Source organism: Aquabacterium sp., from assembly GCF_044226965.1.
GTDB lineage: Bacteria > Pseudomonadota > Gammaproteobacteria > Burkholderiales > Burkholderiaceae_C > Pseudaquabacterium.
In genome coordinates, this window is the sequence record NZ_JBGAGA010000019.1 from 42897 (window position 1) to 58787 (window position 15891).

Annotated in this window: 18 protein-coding genes and 1 pseudogene; 12 read left to right on the forward strand and 7 right to left on the reverse strand. The window is 69.5% G+C overall.

Going from position 1 to position 15891, the window contains the following annotated elements:
• Positions 1-67 precede the first annotated feature (67 nt).
• Positions 68-1000: a YicC/YloC family endoribonuclease gene (locus ACILR4_RS11060; RefSeq protein ID WP_395700906.1), complete on the reverse strand. Its 933-nt coding sequence runs from the start codon at positions 998-1000 to the stop codon at positions 68-70.
• Between the two features lie 30 nt (positions 1001-1030).
• On the opposite strand from ACILR4_RS11060, the pseudogene ACILR4_RS11065 reads away from it, so the two are divergent.
• From ACILR4_RS11065 to hemW, 5 genes and pseudogenes are all read left to right on the forward strand, one after another.
• Positions 1031-1911, forward strand: a pseudogene (locus ACILR4_RS11065) (serine/threonine protein kinase).
• Positions 1912-1942: 31 nt separating this feature from the next.
• Positions 1943-2860: a PP2C family protein-serine/threonine phosphatase gene (locus ACILR4_RS11070; protein ID WP_395700952.1), complete on the forward strand. Its 918-nt coding sequence runs from the start codon at positions 1943-1945 to the stop codon at positions 2858-2860.
• A 9-nt stretch (positions 2861-2869) separates the two neighbouring features.
• Complete coding sequence (gene rph / locus ACILR4_RS11075) at positions 2870-3610, forward strand: ribonuclease PH (RefSeq protein ID WP_395700907.1); 741 nt, start codon at positions 2870-2872, stop codon at positions 3608-3610.
• Positions 3611-3615: 5 nt separating this feature from the next.
• Positions 3616-4254: an RdgB/HAM1 family non-canonical purine NTP pyrophosphatase gene (rdgB, locus tag ACILR4_RS11080; protein ID WP_395700908.1), complete on the forward strand. Its 639-nt coding sequence runs from the start codon at positions 3616-3618 to the stop codon at positions 4252-4254.
• Between the two features lie 8 nt (positions 4255-4262).
• On the forward strand, positions 4263-5456 hold the full coding sequence (gene hemW / locus ACILR4_RS11085; RefSeq protein WP_395700909.1) for a radical SAM family heme chaperone HemW: 1194 nt from the start codon (positions 4263-4265) through the stop codon (positions 5454-5456).
• Here hemW and ACILR4_RS11090 read toward each other — a convergent pair.
• Positions 5365-6387: a LysR substrate-binding domain-containing protein gene (locus ACILR4_RS11090; RefSeq protein ID WP_395700953.1), complete on the reverse strand. Its 1023-nt coding sequence runs from the start codon at positions 6385-6387 to the stop codon at positions 5365-5367. The genes hemW and ACILR4_RS11090 overlap by 92 nt on opposite strands.
• Before the next feature lie 96 nt (positions 6388-6483).
• Here ACILR4_RS11090 and ACILR4_RS11095 point away from each other — a divergent pair, with 96 nt between their 5' ends.
• Complete coding sequence (locus ACILR4_RS11095; RefSeq protein ID WP_395700910.1) at positions 6484-6780, forward strand: hypothetical protein; 297 nt, start codon at positions 6484-6486, stop codon at positions 6778-6780.
• Between the two features lie 10 nt (positions 6781-6790).
• Here the strand turns inward: ACILR4_RS11095 and ACILR4_RS11100 are convergent, their stop codons facing one another.
• The 3 genes from ACILR4_RS11100 to ACILR4_RS11110 are packed head-to-tail and all read right to left on the reverse strand — an operon-like array spanning position 6791 to position 9525.
• Positions 6791-7894: a chemotaxis response regulator protein-glutamate methylesterase gene (locus tag ACILR4_RS11100; protein WP_395700911.1), complete on the reverse strand. Its 1104-nt coding sequence runs from the start codon at positions 7892-7894 to the stop codon at positions 6791-6793.
• A gap of 27 nt (positions 7895-7921) precedes the next feature.
• The gene (gene cheD / locus ACILR4_RS11105; RefSeq protein WP_395700912.1) at positions 7922-8605 is read right to left on the reverse strand and encodes a chemoreceptor glutamine deamidase CheD; all 684 of its coding nucleotides are present in this window, start codon (positions 8603-8605) and stop codon (positions 7922-7924) included.
• A 53-nt stretch (positions 8606-8658) separates the two neighbouring features.
• Complete coding sequence (locus tag ACILR4_RS11110; protein WP_395700913.1) at positions 8659-9525, reverse strand: CheR family methyltransferase; 867 nt, start codon at positions 9523-9525, stop codon at positions 8659-8661.
• Positions 9526-9731: 206 nt separating this feature from the next.
• On the opposite strand from ACILR4_RS11110, the gene ACILR4_RS11115 reads away from it, so the two are divergent.
• Genes ACILR4_RS11115 through ACILR4_RS11125 form a run of 3 tightly spaced genes read left to right on the forward strand, consistent with a single transcriptional unit; the run spans position 9732 to position 11684 of the window.
• Positions 9732-10460, forward strand: a complete 729-nt coding sequence (locus ACILR4_RS11115) for a GGDEF domain-containing protein (RefSeq protein ID WP_395700914.1) — start codon at positions 9732-9734, stop codon at positions 10458-10460.
• Positions 10457-11260, forward strand: coding sequence for a MinD/ParA family protein (locus tag ACILR4_RS11120; RefSeq protein WP_395700915.1), 804 nt, complete (start codon positions 10457-10459; stop codon positions 11258-11260). Before ACILR4_RS11115 ends, ACILR4_RS11120 begins: the two co-directional genes overlap by 4 nt.
• A gap of 7 nt (positions 11261-11267) precedes the next feature.
• On the forward strand, positions 11268-11684 hold the full coding sequence (locus ACILR4_RS11125; protein ID WP_395700916.1) for a group II truncated hemoglobin: 417 nt from the start codon (positions 11268-11270) through the stop codon (positions 11682-11684).
• Between the two features lies 1 nt (position 11685).
• Here ACILR4_RS11125 and ACILR4_RS11130 read toward each other — a convergent pair whose 3' ends face one another.
• Both ACILR4_RS11130 and radC read right to left on the reverse strand, forming a co-directional pair.
• The gene (locus ACILR4_RS11130; protein WP_395700917.1) at positions 11686-12318 is read right to left on the reverse strand and encodes a Smr/MutS family protein; all 633 of its coding nucleotides are present in this window, start codon (positions 12316-12318) and stop codon (positions 11686-11688) included.
• Positions 12315-12989, reverse strand: a complete 675-nt coding sequence (radC, locus tag ACILR4_RS11135) for a DNA repair protein RadC (protein ID WP_395700918.1) — start codon at positions 12987-12989, stop codon at positions 12315-12317. The genes ACILR4_RS11130 and radC overlap by 4 nt, the downstream gene beginning before the upstream one ends.
• 91 nt (positions 12990-13080) lie before the next feature.
• Here radC and ACILR4_RS11140 point away from each other — a divergent pair, with 91 nt between their 5' ends.
• The 3 genes from ACILR4_RS11140 to serS all read left to right on the forward strand — a co-directional run bounded on the left by ACILR4_RS11140 (position 13081) and on the right by serS (position 15861).
• Positions 13081-13524, forward strand: coding sequence for a peptidylprolyl isomerase (locus ACILR4_RS11140; protein WP_395700919.1), 444 nt, complete (start codon positions 13081-13083; stop codon positions 13522-13524).
• The gene (gene ispH / locus ACILR4_RS11145) at positions 13524-14483 is read left to right on the forward strand and encodes a 4-hydroxy-3-methylbut-2-enyl diphosphate reductase (protein ID WP_395700920.1); all 960 of its coding nucleotides are present in this window, start codon (positions 13524-13526) and stop codon (positions 14481-14483) included. The genes ACILR4_RS11140 and ispH overlap by 1 nt, the downstream gene beginning before the upstream one ends.
• Positions 14484-14565: 82 nt before the next feature.
• Positions 14566-15861 carry a serine--tRNA ligase gene (gene serS, locus ACILR4_RS11150; protein ID WP_395700921.1) on the forward strand — a complete coding sequence of 432 codons (1296 nt, stop codon included), beginning with the start codon at positions 14566-14568 and terminating at the stop codon, positions 15859-15861.
• The last annotated feature ends 30 nt before the right edge of the window (positions 15862-15891 follow it).

Here is a 15891-nt window from a genome sequence, read left to right on the forward strand (position 1 = left end):
AACCTCGACGTCGATGGCGCGCCGTCGGGCGCGGAGCGGCAAGCCTAGCAGCCCGCGCGCGCAGGCGCTATTCGATGTTCTGCACCTGCTCGCGCATCTGCTCGATCGCGACCTTCATCTCCACCGAGATGTTGGTCAGCTCGAGCGCCGAGGACTTCGAGCCCAGCGTGTTGGCCTCGCGGTGCAGTTCCTGGATCAGGAAGTCGAGCCGCTTGCCGAGTTCGCCGCCGGCCTGCAGCAGGCGGGCGATCTCGTCGAGGTGGGCCTGCAGGCGCGCCAGTTCCTCGGCCACGTCGATGCGCAGCGCGTAGGCCGCGGCTTCGTTCAGCGCGCGTTCGTGCAGCGCCTCGGCGCTGACGGTGGAGCCGGCCCCGGCATTGGCCAGCGCCTCCTGCCAGCGCTCGAGGAAGCGTTGCTGCTGGCGCTTGACGACGGCCGGCACCAGTGGCGCGGCCTGGATGGCCAGTTCGCGCAGGCGCTGGATGCGCTCCAGCAGGATGGCCACCAGGCGCTCCCCTTCGCGTGCCCGCGCTTCGCGCAGCGCTTCGACCGCGCGCCGCGCGGCGTCCATCGCGGCTTCGTCCAGGCGCTCGGCCGCGCCGCCGGAGCGGCACCAGTTCAAGGCCTCGTTCACGCTGAACGGCCGTGCGTGCGGCAGCCAGGTCTGCACGGTGGATTCCAGCCGCGCCAGCTTGCTCAGCTGTTCCAGTTGCGGCTGCGGCCAGGCGCTGTCGGACTCGCGCTGGGTGGACAGGCGCAGCTCGATCTTGCCGCGGCGGAACGCGGCGGTGACCAGTTCGCGCAGCGCGGGTTCGAGGCCGCGCATCTCGTCGGGCAGGCGCAGGCTGAAGTCCAGGAAGCGGCCGTTGACCGAACGCAATTCGACACCCACCGTGCCGGCATTCGATGGCACGCTGTCGCTGCTCTGGCCGGTGGCATTGGCGGGGCTCGCAGCGCTTGCCGTGGCGCTGCCAAAACCGGTCATGCTATAAACTGCCATCGACCTTTTTCATTCGAGAAAACGACGATTATGTCAAAGCCGAAACCCGCCCCGTTGCCTGCGGGCACCGTGGTTGGTGGTTACTCGATCGTCAAGAAACTGGCGGCCGGGGGCTTTGGTGTCGTGTACCTGGCCGAAGACGCCGACCGCCATCTCGTCGCGGTCAAGGAGTACCTCCCTGCTTCGCTGGCCGAACGCTCACCGGGCGAATTGACCCCGCGCGTCAAGCCCGAGAAGCAGCCGCTGTACCGCCTGGGCCTGAAGAGCTTCTTCGAAGAAGGCCGCTCGCTCGCGCAGATCTCGCATTCGAGCGTCGTCTCGGTGCTGAATTTCTTCCGCGAGAACGAAACCGTCTACATGGTGATGAACTACCTGCAGGGCGATACCCTGCAGGATTTCATCGTCACCGCCCGGGATTTGAAGCGCGACAAGGTATTCCGCCGGCCAACATCTTCATCACCAACGACAACAAGGCGGTGATGCTCGACTTCGGCGCCGCGCGCGAGGTGCTGAGCAAGGAAGGCAACTTCATCCGCCCGATGTACACGCCCGGCTTCGCCGCGCCCGAGATGTACCGGCGCGACGGCACGCTGGGGCCGTGGACCGACATCTACGCCATCGGCGCCTGCATCTACGCCTGCATGCAGGGCTACCCGCCGAATGACGCGCCGCAGCGGCTGGAGAAAGACCGCCTGGCACTGAGCCTGTCGCGCCTGCGCAATGTCTACTCGGACAACCTGATCGAGGTCACCGAGTGGTGCATGTCGCTCGACCCGCTGTCGCGCCCGCAGAGCGTGTTCGCGCTGCAGAAGGAGCTCTCGCGCGAGACCGAGCGCCGCTACACCAAGCTCAGCTTCAGCGAACGCCTGAAGCTGCAGATCGAAAATCTGAAGACCGGCGCAAAGCCCTGATCGGGCCGGGGCGCCGCACACCATCATGGTCATGCGTTTTTCGGTCTACCAGGTCAGCCGCAAGGGCGGGCGCGAGAAGAACGAAGACCGCATGGGCTATTGCTACACCCGCTCCGCCGGGCTGTTTGCACTGGCCGACGGCATGGGCGGCCACCCCGAGGGTGAAGTGGCCTCGCAGATGGCGCTGCAGACACTGGCCGCGATGTTCCAGCGCGATGCCAAGCCGGGCCTGAAGGATCCGCTGCGCTTCCTGCACGACGCCATCCTGGCGGGCCACCACCAGCTGCTGCGCTACGCGACGGACAAGGCCCTGCTGGACACCCCGCGCACCACCATCGTCGCCTGCGTGCTGCAGGGCAATGCGGCCTACTGGGCGCACTGCGGCGATTCGCGGCTGTACATGGTGCGTGGCGACAAGCTGATCGCCCGCACGCGCGACCACTCCTACACCGAGCTGCAGGACACCATGTCGCAGGTGGTGCCGATCGCCCAGCGCTTCAACCGCAACGTGCTGTTCACCTGCCTGGGCTCGCCCGGCAAGCCGGTGGTCGACACCGCCGGCCCGATGCTGTTGCAGGCCGGCGACAAGCTGCTGCTGTGCTCCGACGGGCTGTGGGGCAGCGTCAGCGACGCGGTGATCAGCGAGCAGCTGGCGCTGCGCCCGATCTCCGACGCGGTGCCCGAACTGGTGGAGCAGGCGCTGCGCAACGCCGGCGAGAAGAGCGATAACGTCACCGTGCTGGCGGTGGAGTGGGAAGCCGCGGAGGAAGACGATTCGACGATCGCCGTCTCGACCCAGTCGCTGGGCGACGAGGTCTTCGCGTCGACCATCCAGGCCAGCCTGGCCGGCGAGACGCCGCCCGACGAGCTGGACGATGCCGAGATCGAGCGGTCGATCCGCGAGATCAACGAGGCGATCCGTCGATCGTCCCAACAAAAAAAGCACTGAGGTTGTCCGATGAGTGAGTTTCAACGCGCCGGCGGCCGCGCGGCCGATGCGCTGCGCCCCGTCTCCATCCGCCGTGGTTTCACGCGCCATGCCGAGGGCTCGGTGCTGGTGTGCTTCGGCGACACGCAGGTGCTGTGCACCGCGTCGGTCGAAGAGAAGGTGCCACCGCACAAGCGTGGCTCGGGCGAAGGCTGGGTCACGGCCGAGTACGGCATGCTGCCGCGGGCCACGCACACCCGCGGGGACCGCGAGGCCGCACGTGGCAAGCAGAGCGGCCGCACGCAGGAAATCCAGCGCCTCATCGGCCGCTCGCTGCGCTGCGTGTTCGACCTGGCGGCGCTGGGCGAGCGCAGCATCCTGATCGATTGCGACGTGCTGCAGGCCGATGGTGGCACGCGCACCGCGGCGATCACCGGCGCGTTCGTGGCCGCGCAGGACGCGGTGAACTGGCTGATCGCCGAGGGCAAGCTCGACAAGAGCCCGATCAAGGACGCGGTGGCTGCGGTGTCGGTGGGCATCGTCCAGGGCACGCCCTTGCTGGACCTGGAGTACACCGAGGATTCGGCCTGCGACACCGACATGAACGTGGTGATGACGGGCTCGGGCGGGTTCGTGGAAGTGCAGGGCACCGCCGAGGGCGCCGCCTTCACGCGTGCCGAGATGGACCGCCTGCTGGCGCTGGCCGACAAGGGCATCCGCGAACTGGTGGCGGCGCAGCGGGCCGCGCTGGCGGCATCCCCCGGGCAGTGATCGACATGCGTTTGGTGCTGGCCTCGAACAACGCGAAGAAGCTCGCCGAGCTGCGCGCGCTGCTCGGCGGGCTGCCGCTGGAGATCGTCGCGCAGGGCGAGCTGGGCATCGGCGAGGCCGAGGAGCCGCACCACACCTTCGTCGAGAACGCGCTGGCCAAGGCGCGACATGCGGCGGCGGCCTGCGGCGGCGCGGCCATCGCCGACGATTCCGGCCTGTGCGTCAATGCGCTGGGTGGCGCGCCAGGCGTCATCTCCGCTCACTTTGCCGGGGAGGTCGCGGCGGTGGTGGGCGAAGCGCGCGAGGATCGCCGTCGCCGGCAGGACGCGCTGAACAACGCGCTGCTGCTGCAGCGGCTGGCCGACGTGTCCGACCGGCGCGGGCACTTCATCAGCACCCTGGTGGCGCTGCGCCATGCCGACGACCCCGAGCCGCTGGTGGCGGTGGGGCGCTGGCCCGGCGAGATCCTGCGCGTGGCGCGCGGCGACCAGGGCTTCGGCTACGACCCGCTGATGTTCATCCCCGACCTGGGCGTCACGGTGGCCGAGCTGTCGGCCGAGGTGAAGAACGCCCACAGCCATCGTGCGCGTTCGGCCGCGCAGCTGCGCGCGCTGCTGCACGAGGCCTGGCATCTCACTGCCTAGGCGGCAAGATGAGCGTCGTCGAACGTTACCTGCGGCCGGGCACCCTGCGGCTGGGCGAATCGCCGCCGCTGTCGCTGTACGTGCACCTGCCCTGGTGCCTGGCCAAGTGCCCGTATTGCGATTTCAATTCCCATGCCCTGCCGGACGGCAGGCCGCCGGAGCAGCGCTACCTCGACGCATTGATTGCCGATCTGGAAGCCGCGCTGCCGATGGTCTGGGGCCGGCCGGTCATCAGCATCTTCATCGGCGGCGGCACGCCCAGCCTGTTCTCGCCCGAGGGCATCGACCGGCTGCTGGCGGCGGTGCGCGCGCGCCTGCCGCTGGAGCCGGGCAGCGAGATCACGCTGGAGGCCAACCCCGGCACCTTCGAGCGCGAGCGCTTCAAGGCCTTTCGCGCGGCTGGCGTCACGCGGCTGTCGATCGGCGTGCAGAGCTTCGACGACGAGATGCTCAAGCGCCTGGGCCGCGTGCACGACGGTGCACAGGCCCGCGCCGCGATCGAGGAAGCGCGCGAGGCCTTCGACACCTTCAACATCGACCTGATGTACGCGCTGCCGGGGCAGAGCCTGGCGCAGCTGCGGCAGGATGTGGACACCGCGCTGTCCTTCGCGCCGCCGCACCTGTCGATCTACCACCTGACGATCGAGCCGAACACGCGCTTCGCGCTGGCCCCGCCGCCCGCGCTGCCCGACGACGACCTGGCCAGCGACATGCTGGACCTGATCGTCGAGCGCACGGCGGCCGCTGATCTTCAGCGTTATGAGGTGTCGGCCTTCGCGCGCGCCGGCCATCGCTGCCGGCACAACCTGAACTACTGGCAGTTCGGCGACTACCTCGGCATTGGCGCCGGCGCGCACGGCAAGCTGAGCTACCCGCACCGCGTGATGCGCCAGGTGCGCTGGCGCGAGCCGCAGCGCTACATGGACCAGGCGCTGGACGGCCAGGCGATGAGCAATGACGAGGAGGTGGCGCGCGCGCAGCTGCCGTTCGAGTTCATGCTCAATGCGCTGCGGCTGCGCGAAGGCTTTGCGCTGGCCGACTTCAGCGCCCGCACCGGCCTGCCGCTGTCGGCGATTGCCGCGCAGCTGGCCGAAGGCGAGGCGAGGGGACTCATCGCCCGCGACTTCGAGCGCGTGTGGCCGACCGCGCGAGGCTTCGACTTCCTGTCGGACCTGCAGTCGCTGTTCCTGCCGCCGGGCTGAGCGATGGGTCCAGGCTCGGCACGCGCGCCAGTTCGCGCGCGGACTGCGCCAGCTCGTCGCTGAGCCAGCCCTTCAGCGCCCGCAGTGGCGGCCATTCGGCCCACTGCGGCGGGTAGACCAGCCAGAAGGTGTCGAAGCCCTCGCCGGGCAGCGACAGCGGCGACAGGCGCATCAGCCGGCCATCGCGCAGCGCATCGGCGGCCAGCAGGTCGCGCGCCAGCGCCAGGCCCAGCCCTTGCTCGCAGGCCTGCAGCATCAGCCCGGCATCGTTGAAGCTGGCCACCGGGTTCACGCGCGTGGCCAGGCCGCGCAGCGCGAACCACTGCTGCCACTGGTCGGCGTCGCCGAGCAGCGGCTCGCGCGACAGCGCTTCCACCGGCAGCGCGGCCACGCGCCGCGCGACGTCGGGCGCGGCCAGCGCGACACGCGGCGAATCGATCATGCGCTCGGCCACCAGCCCGCGCCAGGGCCCGGCGCCCTGGCGCAGCCCGGCATGGAAGCCTTCGCGCTGCAGGTCGACGAGTTGCTGCGAGGTCTCGAGCTCCAGCGCGATGCACGGGTTGCGCTCGCGCCAGCGCCCGATGCGAGGCAGCAGCCAGCGGTGCGCGAACGAGGGCAGCAGGGTGAGGCGCACGCGCTGCTCGTCGCCGGATGCGGTGGCCCCGGCGGCGCGCAGGCCTTCGTCCAGCTGCGCCAGCGCGGCTTCCACCGCGGGCAGCAGGGCGGCGCCGGCGGCATTCAGGCTCAGGCGCCGGCCGCTGCGCTCGAACAGCGCGAAGCCGATCTGCTCCTCGAGCAGGCGGATCTGCTGGCTGATGGCGCTGTGGGTGAGGTGCAGTTCCTCGGCCGCCGCGCGCAGGCTGGCCTTGCGGGCGACGGTGCGGAAAGTGGGCAGGGTGTTGAGCGGCAGGCGCGGCATGCTGGTAAGTATGGCTTACCAAATTGGCCGGAACAAATCGATTTTCAGCACGCGATTGGCTCTCTATGCTTACCAGCACTGAAGTCCAACCCCGATCCGGAGCTCGCCATGAACACCGCCACCGACTGCACGATGCCCCTGCCGATCCCGCTGTATCGCCCGCGTTGGCAGCGCTGGGCCGAGGCCGCGCTGCAGGCCTGGCAGGCATGGCGCACGGTCCGCATGGCGCCGGAAGCCACGATGAGCCTGCAGGACGCGATGGCGCTGAACGACCAGACCTTGCGCGACATCGGCGTACCCGAATGGCTGCGCGAGCAGGCAGCCGCGCACCGCGAGCGCGAAGCGCTGGTGCTGCGGGCGGCGCGCGCCGACCTGGCCGGCGGCGGCGTGCGCTGGCTGGGCTGAACGCCCGCGGTCAGACCCGATGGATGGCTGCGCCGACCGTCGTGCGCAGCCGCTCCAGCAGGGCCGGCGCAATGCGCTGCAGCGGCAGCACCTCGTCGGCCGCGCCATGGGCGATGGCTTCGCGCGGCATGCCGAAGACCACGCAGCTGGCCTCGTCCTGGCAGTAGTTGTAGCTGCCGGCATCGCGCATCAGCTTCATCGCCTTGGCGCCGTCCGCGCCCATGCCGGTGAGCATCACGCCCAGCGCGTTCTGGCCCACCACGCGGGCGGCCGATTCGAACAGCACCTCGACCGAAGGCATGTGGCGGTTCACGGGCTCGCCGACGCGCACGCGGGCGATGTAGTTCGCGCCCGAACGCTCGATCGACAGGTGATGGCCACCGGGCGCGATGTAGGCATGGCCCGGCAGCACGCGTTCACCGTCCACCGCCTCCTTCACGCGGATGCGGCACAGCCCGTCCAGGCGCGCGGCATAGCTGCGAGTGAAGCCCGGCGGCATGTGCTGCGTGATGACCACCGCCGGCGAATCCGCGGGCAGGTTCATCAGCACTTCCTTGGTGGCCTCGGTGCCGCCGGTGGAGGCGCCGATGAAGATGATCTTCTCGGTCGACAGCCGGCCCAGCGGGGCCGTGGGCGCTGCCGGGCGCACGCCGGCGCTGGCGGCACCGGCCGGCGTGCCCGCGGGCGTGGCAGCCGGCGGCAGGCGGCGCACATGGGCCTTGGATGCGGTGCGGACCTTCTCGGTGATGTCCTCGGCCAGCTGGCGCAGGCCGTCGGCCACGCCGACCTTGGGCTTGGCCACGAAGTCGATCGCGCCGAGCTCCAGCGCGCGCAGGGTCACGTCGGCGCCGCGCTCGGTCAGCGTGCTCACCATCACCACCGGCATCGGCCGCAGGCGCATCAGCTTCGAGAGGAAGTCGATGCCATCCATGCGCGGCATTTCCACGTCCAGCGTGATGACATCCGGGTTCAGGTTGCGGATCATCTCGCGGGCCACGTAGGGGTCGCTGGCCGCGCCGATGCATTCCATGTCCGGTTGCTTGTTGATGATCTCGGCGAGCAGGCCGCGCACCAGCGCGGAATCGTCCACCACCACCACTTTGGTCTTGGGCATGATCTGTCGGTCCGTAGTCGAGGATGGTCAGAACAGGTCCACCGAGCCGCCGCCGCTGTTCGTCGGCACGACCTTCTGCGCCGCGGCGCGATCCTGCGCCAGCAGGGCATCGGTGTTGGTCGGCGCCAGGCGCTTGACCATGGCCTTGCCGGAGGCCGGCAGGAAGCACACCTTGCGCGGGTAGACGTCCATCACGTCCTTGCTGACGATCGGGATGCGCTCGGTCTGCAGGTACTCGATCACGAACTTGGTGTTGCGCTCGCCGACGTTCAGGCTGTTCATGCCGCTGATCACCGCGCCGCCGCCGAAGACCTTGGCCTCCATCGTCAGCCGCGAGGCGCCACGCTTCATCATCTCGTTGATCAGCAGTTCCATCGCGTAGCTGCCGTAGCGGCCGGAGTCGCCGGCGCCGTCGGGCAGCATGAAGTGGTTCATGCCGCCGATGCGGCGCTCGCGGTCCCACAGGCAGGCGGCGATGCACGAGCCCAGCGTGGTCGTGATCAGGATGTCTTCCTCGTGCACGAAGTACTCGCCGGGCAGCACCTTCACCGCGTCGTTCTTGAAGTGGGCGTCCCAGAAGAAGAACGAGGCTTCACCGGGCTTGCGCGAGGCCGTCTTCAGCTTTTCCAGCCGCGGCGTGCTGTTGAGCGCACTGTTGACCAGCGGTGCCCGGGCCGCCAATGCGGCGCCGGAGTAGGGGGGAGAGATCATGGGCGGTCCTGGTACGGTGCGTTCCGGTATGTCGGCAGCTGGCGGGCCGAAGTTCAGACCTTCTGGTAGATCGTCTTGCCGCGCAGCTTGAAGAGATCACGCGAATCGGTGAAGTTTTCCGAATGGCCGACGTAGAGCAGCCCGCCCGGGCGCAGCACCCGGTGCATCTGATGCAGCACCGCGCGCTGGGTCGGCGCATCGAAATAGATCATCACGTTGCGGCAGAAGATGAGGTCGAAGGGCTCGCCCAGCGACCAGTCGCGCGTCATCAGGTTGAAGGGCCGGAACTCGATCAGCTTCGCCAGCTCGGGCTTGACGCGGATGAAGCCGGCATTGCTGCCCTTGCCGCGCAGGAAATGGCGCTGCAGACGCTGCGGCGAGAGGCCGCGCGATTCGGCGTCGTACACCCCGCGCTGCGCGGTGGCCAGCACCTTGGTGTCGATGTCGCTGGCCATGATGCGGGCTGAAGGGTTGCTGCCCAGCGCCTCGACCACCGTCATCGCGATCGAATACGGCTCCTCGCCGGTGGACGCCGCGCTGCACCAGATGCGCAGGTTCTGGCCCTGGCGCGCGCGCAGGTCTTCGGCCAGCGCGTGGAAGTGGTGCTCCTCGCGGAAGAAGGAGGTCAGGTTGGTCGTCAGGCAGTTGATGAATTCCTGCCACTCGGCGTCGCCGTTCGCGCCCATGTGCGACTGCAGCCACTGCAGGTACTCGGCGAACGAGCGGTGGCCGGTTTCGCGCAGGCGGCGCGACAGGCGGCTGTACACCATCGCCTGCTTGCCCGCGTGCAGGCTGATGCCGGCACGCTGGTAGATCAGCTCGCGCACCTTGTCGAAGTCGGTCTTCGAGAAGCTGAACTCCTGTTCGACGGCCTCGCTGCTGGCCGTGGTCGGGCGGGTGGCGGTGATCAGTTCGGACATGGGCGCTTGCTCGCGGTGGGTCGCGGTGGGTGCTGGACGACGGAATCCGGCATATGTGAAAAAGTCTGACCGAGAAGCCCTCCTTGCAAGCGAGGGAAGTGGGCCCGGTTCGGGCCGCATTTCGCCGCCTCGGGCCCCGGACCCCCACTGCTAGACTGCCGCTCACCCCCACCGCCCGCCTGCGTGCCCGGCACGCGGCTGCCACCGTGGATGCTCATCCGCTGCACCCGCGCCTGATCAAGACACCCGCCCTGCGGCTGGAGTCGGCGCTGGCCTTGCTGCGGCATTCAGGCTACGGTGAACCGGAAGGCTTGCCCGGCTCGGAGGCCTGGCTGCAGCAGCTGGTCGACCGGCTGGTGGACCTGTCCAGCCGCGATCCGCTGACCGGCCTGGCCAATCGCCGCTATTTCGAGCTGGCGGTGGCGCGGGAAATCGACCGCGTCGCGCGTTCCGGCGAATCGGCGCTGCTGCTGGTGGTGGACATCGACCACTTCAAGCGTGTCAACGACAACCACGGCCATGCGGTCGGCGACCAGGTGATCCGCGCCGTCAGCGAGGCACTGGCCGTCACCGTGCGGCCGATGGACCTGGTGGCGCGCGTGGGGGGCGAGGAATTCGCGATCATGCTGCCCAACTGCCCGGCTGCCTTCGGGCCGCAGGTGGCCGAGCGGGTGCGCCGCCGTGTAGCGCGCACGCAGGTGCCGTTGCAGGACAACGGGGCCCTCACGGTGACCGTGAGCGTGGGTGGCGCATTCGCGCAGCAATGGGTACGTTCGTCGACCGAGTTGTGGATGGAGCGCGCCGACCGGCAGCTCTACCGCGCCAAGGCCGAAGGCCGCGACCGCGTGTGCCTCGAGGCATCGACCGTCTCGTCGGTCACCGCCGAGGAAAAGGGCATGCTGTACGGCACCTCTCAGTTTCAGGACCTGGCATGACCGACTCTGCGCAAGCGGCCACCGAGACCGCGGCAGCCAGCCCCAAGGGAGGGCGCATCACCGCCGTCACCAGCGGCAAGGGCGGGGTGGGCAAGACCTTCGTCACCGCGAACCTGGCCGCCGCGCTGGCGCGGCGCGGCGAGCGCGTGCTGGTGCTCGACGCCGACCTGGGCCTGGCCAACCTGGACGTGGTGCTGAACCTGTATTCGCGGCTGACGCTGCACGACGTTTTCACCGGCCGCACGCCGCTGGACGACGCGATCCTGCCGGCCCCGGGCGGCTTCTCGGTGCTGCTGGCCGGATCGGGGCTGATCGAGTATTCGCGCATGACGCCCGAAGTACGCGACAAGCTGCTCGACGTGATCCAGCGCGTGCGCCCGCGCTACGACCATGTGCTGCTGGACACCGGTGCCGGCATCTCCGATGTGGTGCTGTTCACGATCTCGCTGGCCGACCAGGTGCTGATCGTGGCAACGCCCGAGCCCACCTCGCTGGCCGATGCCTATGCCACCATCAAGGTGCTGGCCTCGACCCAGGCGCCGCGGCCGATGCGGCTGCTGGTGAACCAGACCGAGCGCGCCGGCGAAGGCCGCACCGTGCGCGGACAGCTGCAGCAGGTGGTGGACCGCTTCGTCAACGTCAACCTGGCCAGCCCGGTGAAGCTCGACCACATCGGCGATGTGCCGCTGGACAAGGCGGTGCGCGAAACCGTGCAGCGCCGCCAGCTGCTGCTCGAGGCCTTGCCCGGTTGCGCCGCAGCGCAGGCGCTGGTGGCGGCGGCCGCCAAGCTGGCCGGTTGAGACCGCGATGAGTGCATCGGCAGGCGAGGGCGCCGCAGCGCCGCAGATCACGCCCTTCGAACGCCTGGGCGGCGAGACCGGCGTGCGCGCGCTGGTCGATCACTTCTACGACCTGATGGACCTGGAGCCGGCCTTCGCCGAGCTGCGCGCGCTGCACCCCAGCACGCTGGAGGGCTCGCGCGACAAGCTGTTCTGGTTCCTCTGCGGCTGGCTGGGCGGGTCGAACCACTACATCGAGCGTTTCGGCCACCCGATGCTGCGCGCGCGCCACCTGCCGTATGCCATCGGCCTGCGCGAGCGCGACCAGTGGATGGCCTGCATGATCCAGGCGATGCAGGATCGCGCGGTCGACCCGGCCCTGGCCGAGCGCCTGGCCGAGAGCTTCTTCGGCACCGCCGACTGGATGCGCAACAAGGGCGGCTGACTCAGCCCGCCAGTAGCACCACCAGCGCGCCAGCACCGCCCTGCGGCCCGCTGGCCTGTGCGAAGGCGATGACCTCGGCGCGCTGGGCCAGCCAGCGCTGCACCTTGGCCTTGAGCACCGGCTGCTTGCCCGGCGAACCGTGGCCCTTGCCATGCACCACGCGCACGCAGCGCATGCCGCGCCGCTGCGCTTCGCGGATGTAGCCGCCCAGGGCCTCGCGCGCCTCGTCCCGGTTCAGCCCGTGCAGGTCGACCTGCCCCTGCAGTGCCCAGTGGCCGCGGCGCAGCTTGGTCACGACCTCGGGGCCGATGCCCGGGCGGCGGAAGCTCAGGCCGTCGTCGGTGAGCAGCAGCGATTCGAGGTTGACCTCGTCGGACATCGCCTCGCGCATCGCCGCCTGTTCGTCCAGTTCGCGCTGCCGCGGGTGCGGGGCGGGTCGCGGGCGGTCGATGTCGGCCAGGCCGCGGTCGCGCAGGCGGTGCACGGGGCCCACCGCGCGGGCGAACAGATCGTGCTCGGCCTTGTGGCGCCGCAGGCGTTCGCGCTCGCGGGCGGCGTGCTCGGCCGCCACGCGCTGTGCGCGGGCCATGGCTTCGCGCAGCGCGCCCAGTTCGGCGAGGCTGCGCACCTTCACAACAGGCCCCGCTCCGCGAACGACACCACCGCCCCGCGGCCCACCACCAGGTGGTCGAGCACCCGCACGTCCACCAGCGCCAGCGCCGCCTTCAGCGCCTGCGTCAGGTATTCGTCGGCGCGCGAGGGCTCGGCCAGGCCCGACGGGTGGTTGTGCGCCAGGATCACCGCGCCGGCATTCAGCGCCATCGCCCGGCGCACCACCTCGCGCGGGTAGACGCTGGTCTGGTTCAGCGTGCCGCGGAACATCTCGTCCAGCACCAGCAGGCGGTGCTGGCTGTCCAGGAACAGCACCGCGAACACCTCATGCGGCAGCGCGCCCAGCTGCAGCTGCACGTACTGCTTGACGCCGCTCGGCGAATCGAACACCGGTGCCGCGCTCAGTTGCTGCGACAGCGAACGCCGCGCCATTTCCACCACCGCGGCCAGCTCGGCGCGCTTGGCCGGGCCCAGGCCCTTGATCGGCTTGAAGTCGTCCGGCGCCGCATGCAACAGCCCGGCAAAGCCGCCGAAATGCGCCAGCACGCCCTCGGCCAGCTGCAACACGCCGCGGCCCTTGAAGCCGGTGCGCAGCAGCAAGGCCAGCAGCTCGGCATCGGCCAGCGCGCCGGCCCCCTGGGCCAGCAGTTTTTCGCGCGGCCGAGCGGCGGCCGGCAGTTCCTTGATCGACATCGTCCACGGCGCCCCGGCCTCGCGGCAGGCGCCCTCGTAGAATTGCCGGCAGTCTATTCGCTCGCTGCGGGCGCCAACTCCCCCCTTTAGTGTGATCACCATTCAGGAGGGGTCGTTCCTGACCCTGCACTACCGCCTTGCCGGACCCGATGGGGCCGACGTGGTCAACACCTTCGGCGGCCAGCCGGCCACGTTGTCGCTGGGCAGCGGCCAGCTGGCGCCGGCCATCGAGCGCGCGCTCCTGGGCTTGGCCGAAGGGGCCGAGCATCGCGTCGAACTGCCCGCCGGTGCCGCCTTCGGCGAGCGCAACCCCGAGATGCTGCAGCGGGTGAAGCTCGCGCTGCTGCGCGAACTGGGCGACCCGGATGCCGAGTACGCCGTGGGCGACGTGGTGCAGTTCCCCACGCCCGATGGCCAGGGACAGTACGCCGGCGTCGTGCGCGAAAAGGGTCCCGACTGGCTGCTGTTCGACTTCAACCACCCGCTGGCCGGGCAACCCGTCACCTTCGAGGTGAAGGTGATTGGGATCCTGTGATGGTCGCCGAAGTCCTGCTGGCCGAACCGCGCGGCTTCTGCGCGGGGGTCGACCGTGCGATCGAGATCGTCGAGCGGGCGCTCAAGCGCTTCGGCGCGCCGATCTACGTGCGACACGAGATCGTGCACAACACCTACGTCGTCAACGACCTCAAGGCCAAGGGCGCGATCTTCATCGAAGACCTGGCCGAGGTGCCGCCCGGCGCCACGCTGGTGTTCAGCGCGCACGGCGTCAGCCGCGCGGTGCGCGACGAGGCCGATGCGCGTGGCTTCCAGGTCTTCGACGCCACCTGCCCGCTGGTCAGCAAGGTGCACGTGGAAGTGGCCAAGCTCGCCAAGGAAGGCTACGAGTTCGTGATGATCGGCCACAAGGGCCACCCCGAGGTCGAAGGCACGATGGGCCAGCTGTCCGAAGGCATCTACCTGGTCGAGGACGTGGCCGACGTGGCTCGCGTGCAGCCGCGCAGCAGCAAGCTCGCGGTGGTCACGCAGACCACGCTGTCGGTGGACGATGCGGCCGAGATCCTGGCGGCGGTGAAGGCGCGCTTCCCGCATGTGCGCGAGCCCAAGCAGCAGGACATCTGCTACGCCACGCAGAACCGCCAGGATGCGGTGAAGCTGCTGAGCCCGCAGGTCGACATCGTCATCGTCGTCGGCAGCCCCACCAGCAGCAACAGCAACCGCCTGCGCGAACTGGCCGAGCGCCTGGGCACGCCGGCCTACATGGTGGACGCGGCGGCCGACCTGCAGCCAGGCTGGTTCGACGGCCGCCCGCGCGTGGGCCTGACCGCCGGCGCCTCGGCGCCGGACGTGCTGGTGCAGGACGTCATCGTGCGACTGAAGTCCTTGGGCGCGACCAGCGTGCGCCGCATGCCGGGCGCCGAGGAAACCGTGCATTTCCCGCTGCCCAAGGGCCTGGGCGACAAGTCCATGAGCGAAGTGTCCTCGTCCCGATCTTGACCTGCCGCTTCCTTGCCCACCCGCAACGAACGGCACCCGCGAGGTGCCGTTTCTACAATCGCCCCGGATTCGAAGGACCACCATGCTCGACATCACCCTGCTGCGCCGCGACCTGAATGCCGTCGTCGCGCGGCTCGAAACCCGCAAGACCCCGCAGCCCTTCCTGGACGTGGCGCGCTACGGCGCGCTGGAGGCCGAGCGCAAGACGCTGCAGACCCGCACCGAGGAACTGCAGGCCCGGCGCAACAGCCTGAGCAAGCAGATCGGCCAGCTCAAGGGCAAGGGGGAGGACACCAGCGCGCTGATGGCCGAGGTCGGCGGCATCGGCGACGCGATGAAGGCCGGCGCCGAACGGCTGGACGCGATCCAGGCCGAACTGGCCGAGATGCTGATGGGCGTGCCCAACCTGCCCGACCCCAGCGTGCCGGTCGGCCCGGACGAGACCGCCAATGTCGAGGTGCGCCGCTGGGGTACGCCGCGCCCGTTCGACTTCACGCCGAAGGACCATGTGGACCTCGGTGCGCCGCTGGGACTCGACCCCGAGACCGGCGCGCTGCTCAGCGGCTCGCGCTTCACCTTCATGAAGGGCAAGGTCGCGCGCCTGCACCGTGCGCTCGCGCAGTTCATGCTGGACGTGCAGACCACCGAGCACGGCTACACCGAGTGCTACACGCCCTACATCGTCAACCGCGAGATCCTCGAGGGCACCGGCCAGCTGCCCAAGTTCAAGGAGGACATGTTCTGGGTTCTGAGGGGCGGGGACGAGCAGCAGGCCGAGCAGTACCTGATCTCGACCTCGGAGATCTCGCTAACGAACACGGTACGCGGCCAGATCCTGAAGGCCGAGGACCTGCCGATCAGGCTGACCGCGCACAGCCCCTGCTTCCGGTCGGAAGCCGGCTCGGCCGGCCGCGACACACGCGGCATGATCCGCCAGCACCAGTTCGACAAGGTCGAGATGGTGCAGGTGGTGCAGCCCGAGCACAGCCCCGCGGCGCTGGAGCAGATGGTCGGCCATGCCGAGGCCATCCTGCAGAAGCTGGAACTGCCCTACCGCGTGATGCTGCTGAGCACCGGCGACATGGGTTTCGGCTCGACCAAGACCTACGACCTGGAGGTGTGGCTGCCGGCGCAGGACACCTACCGCGAGATCAGCTCGTGCTCGGACTGCGGCGCGTTCCAGGCCCGGCGCATGCAGGCGCGCTACCGCAATGCGCAGGGCAAGACCGAACTGGTGCACACGCTCAACGGCTCGGGCCTGGCCGTGGGCCGCACGCTGGTGGCGGTGCTGGAGAACCACCAGCAGGCCGACGGCAGCATCCGCGTGCCCGCCGCGCTGCGGCCGTATCTGGGTGGACTGGAAGTGATCGCCGTTTGATGCGCTAGAATGCGCGGCTTCACCCGATGA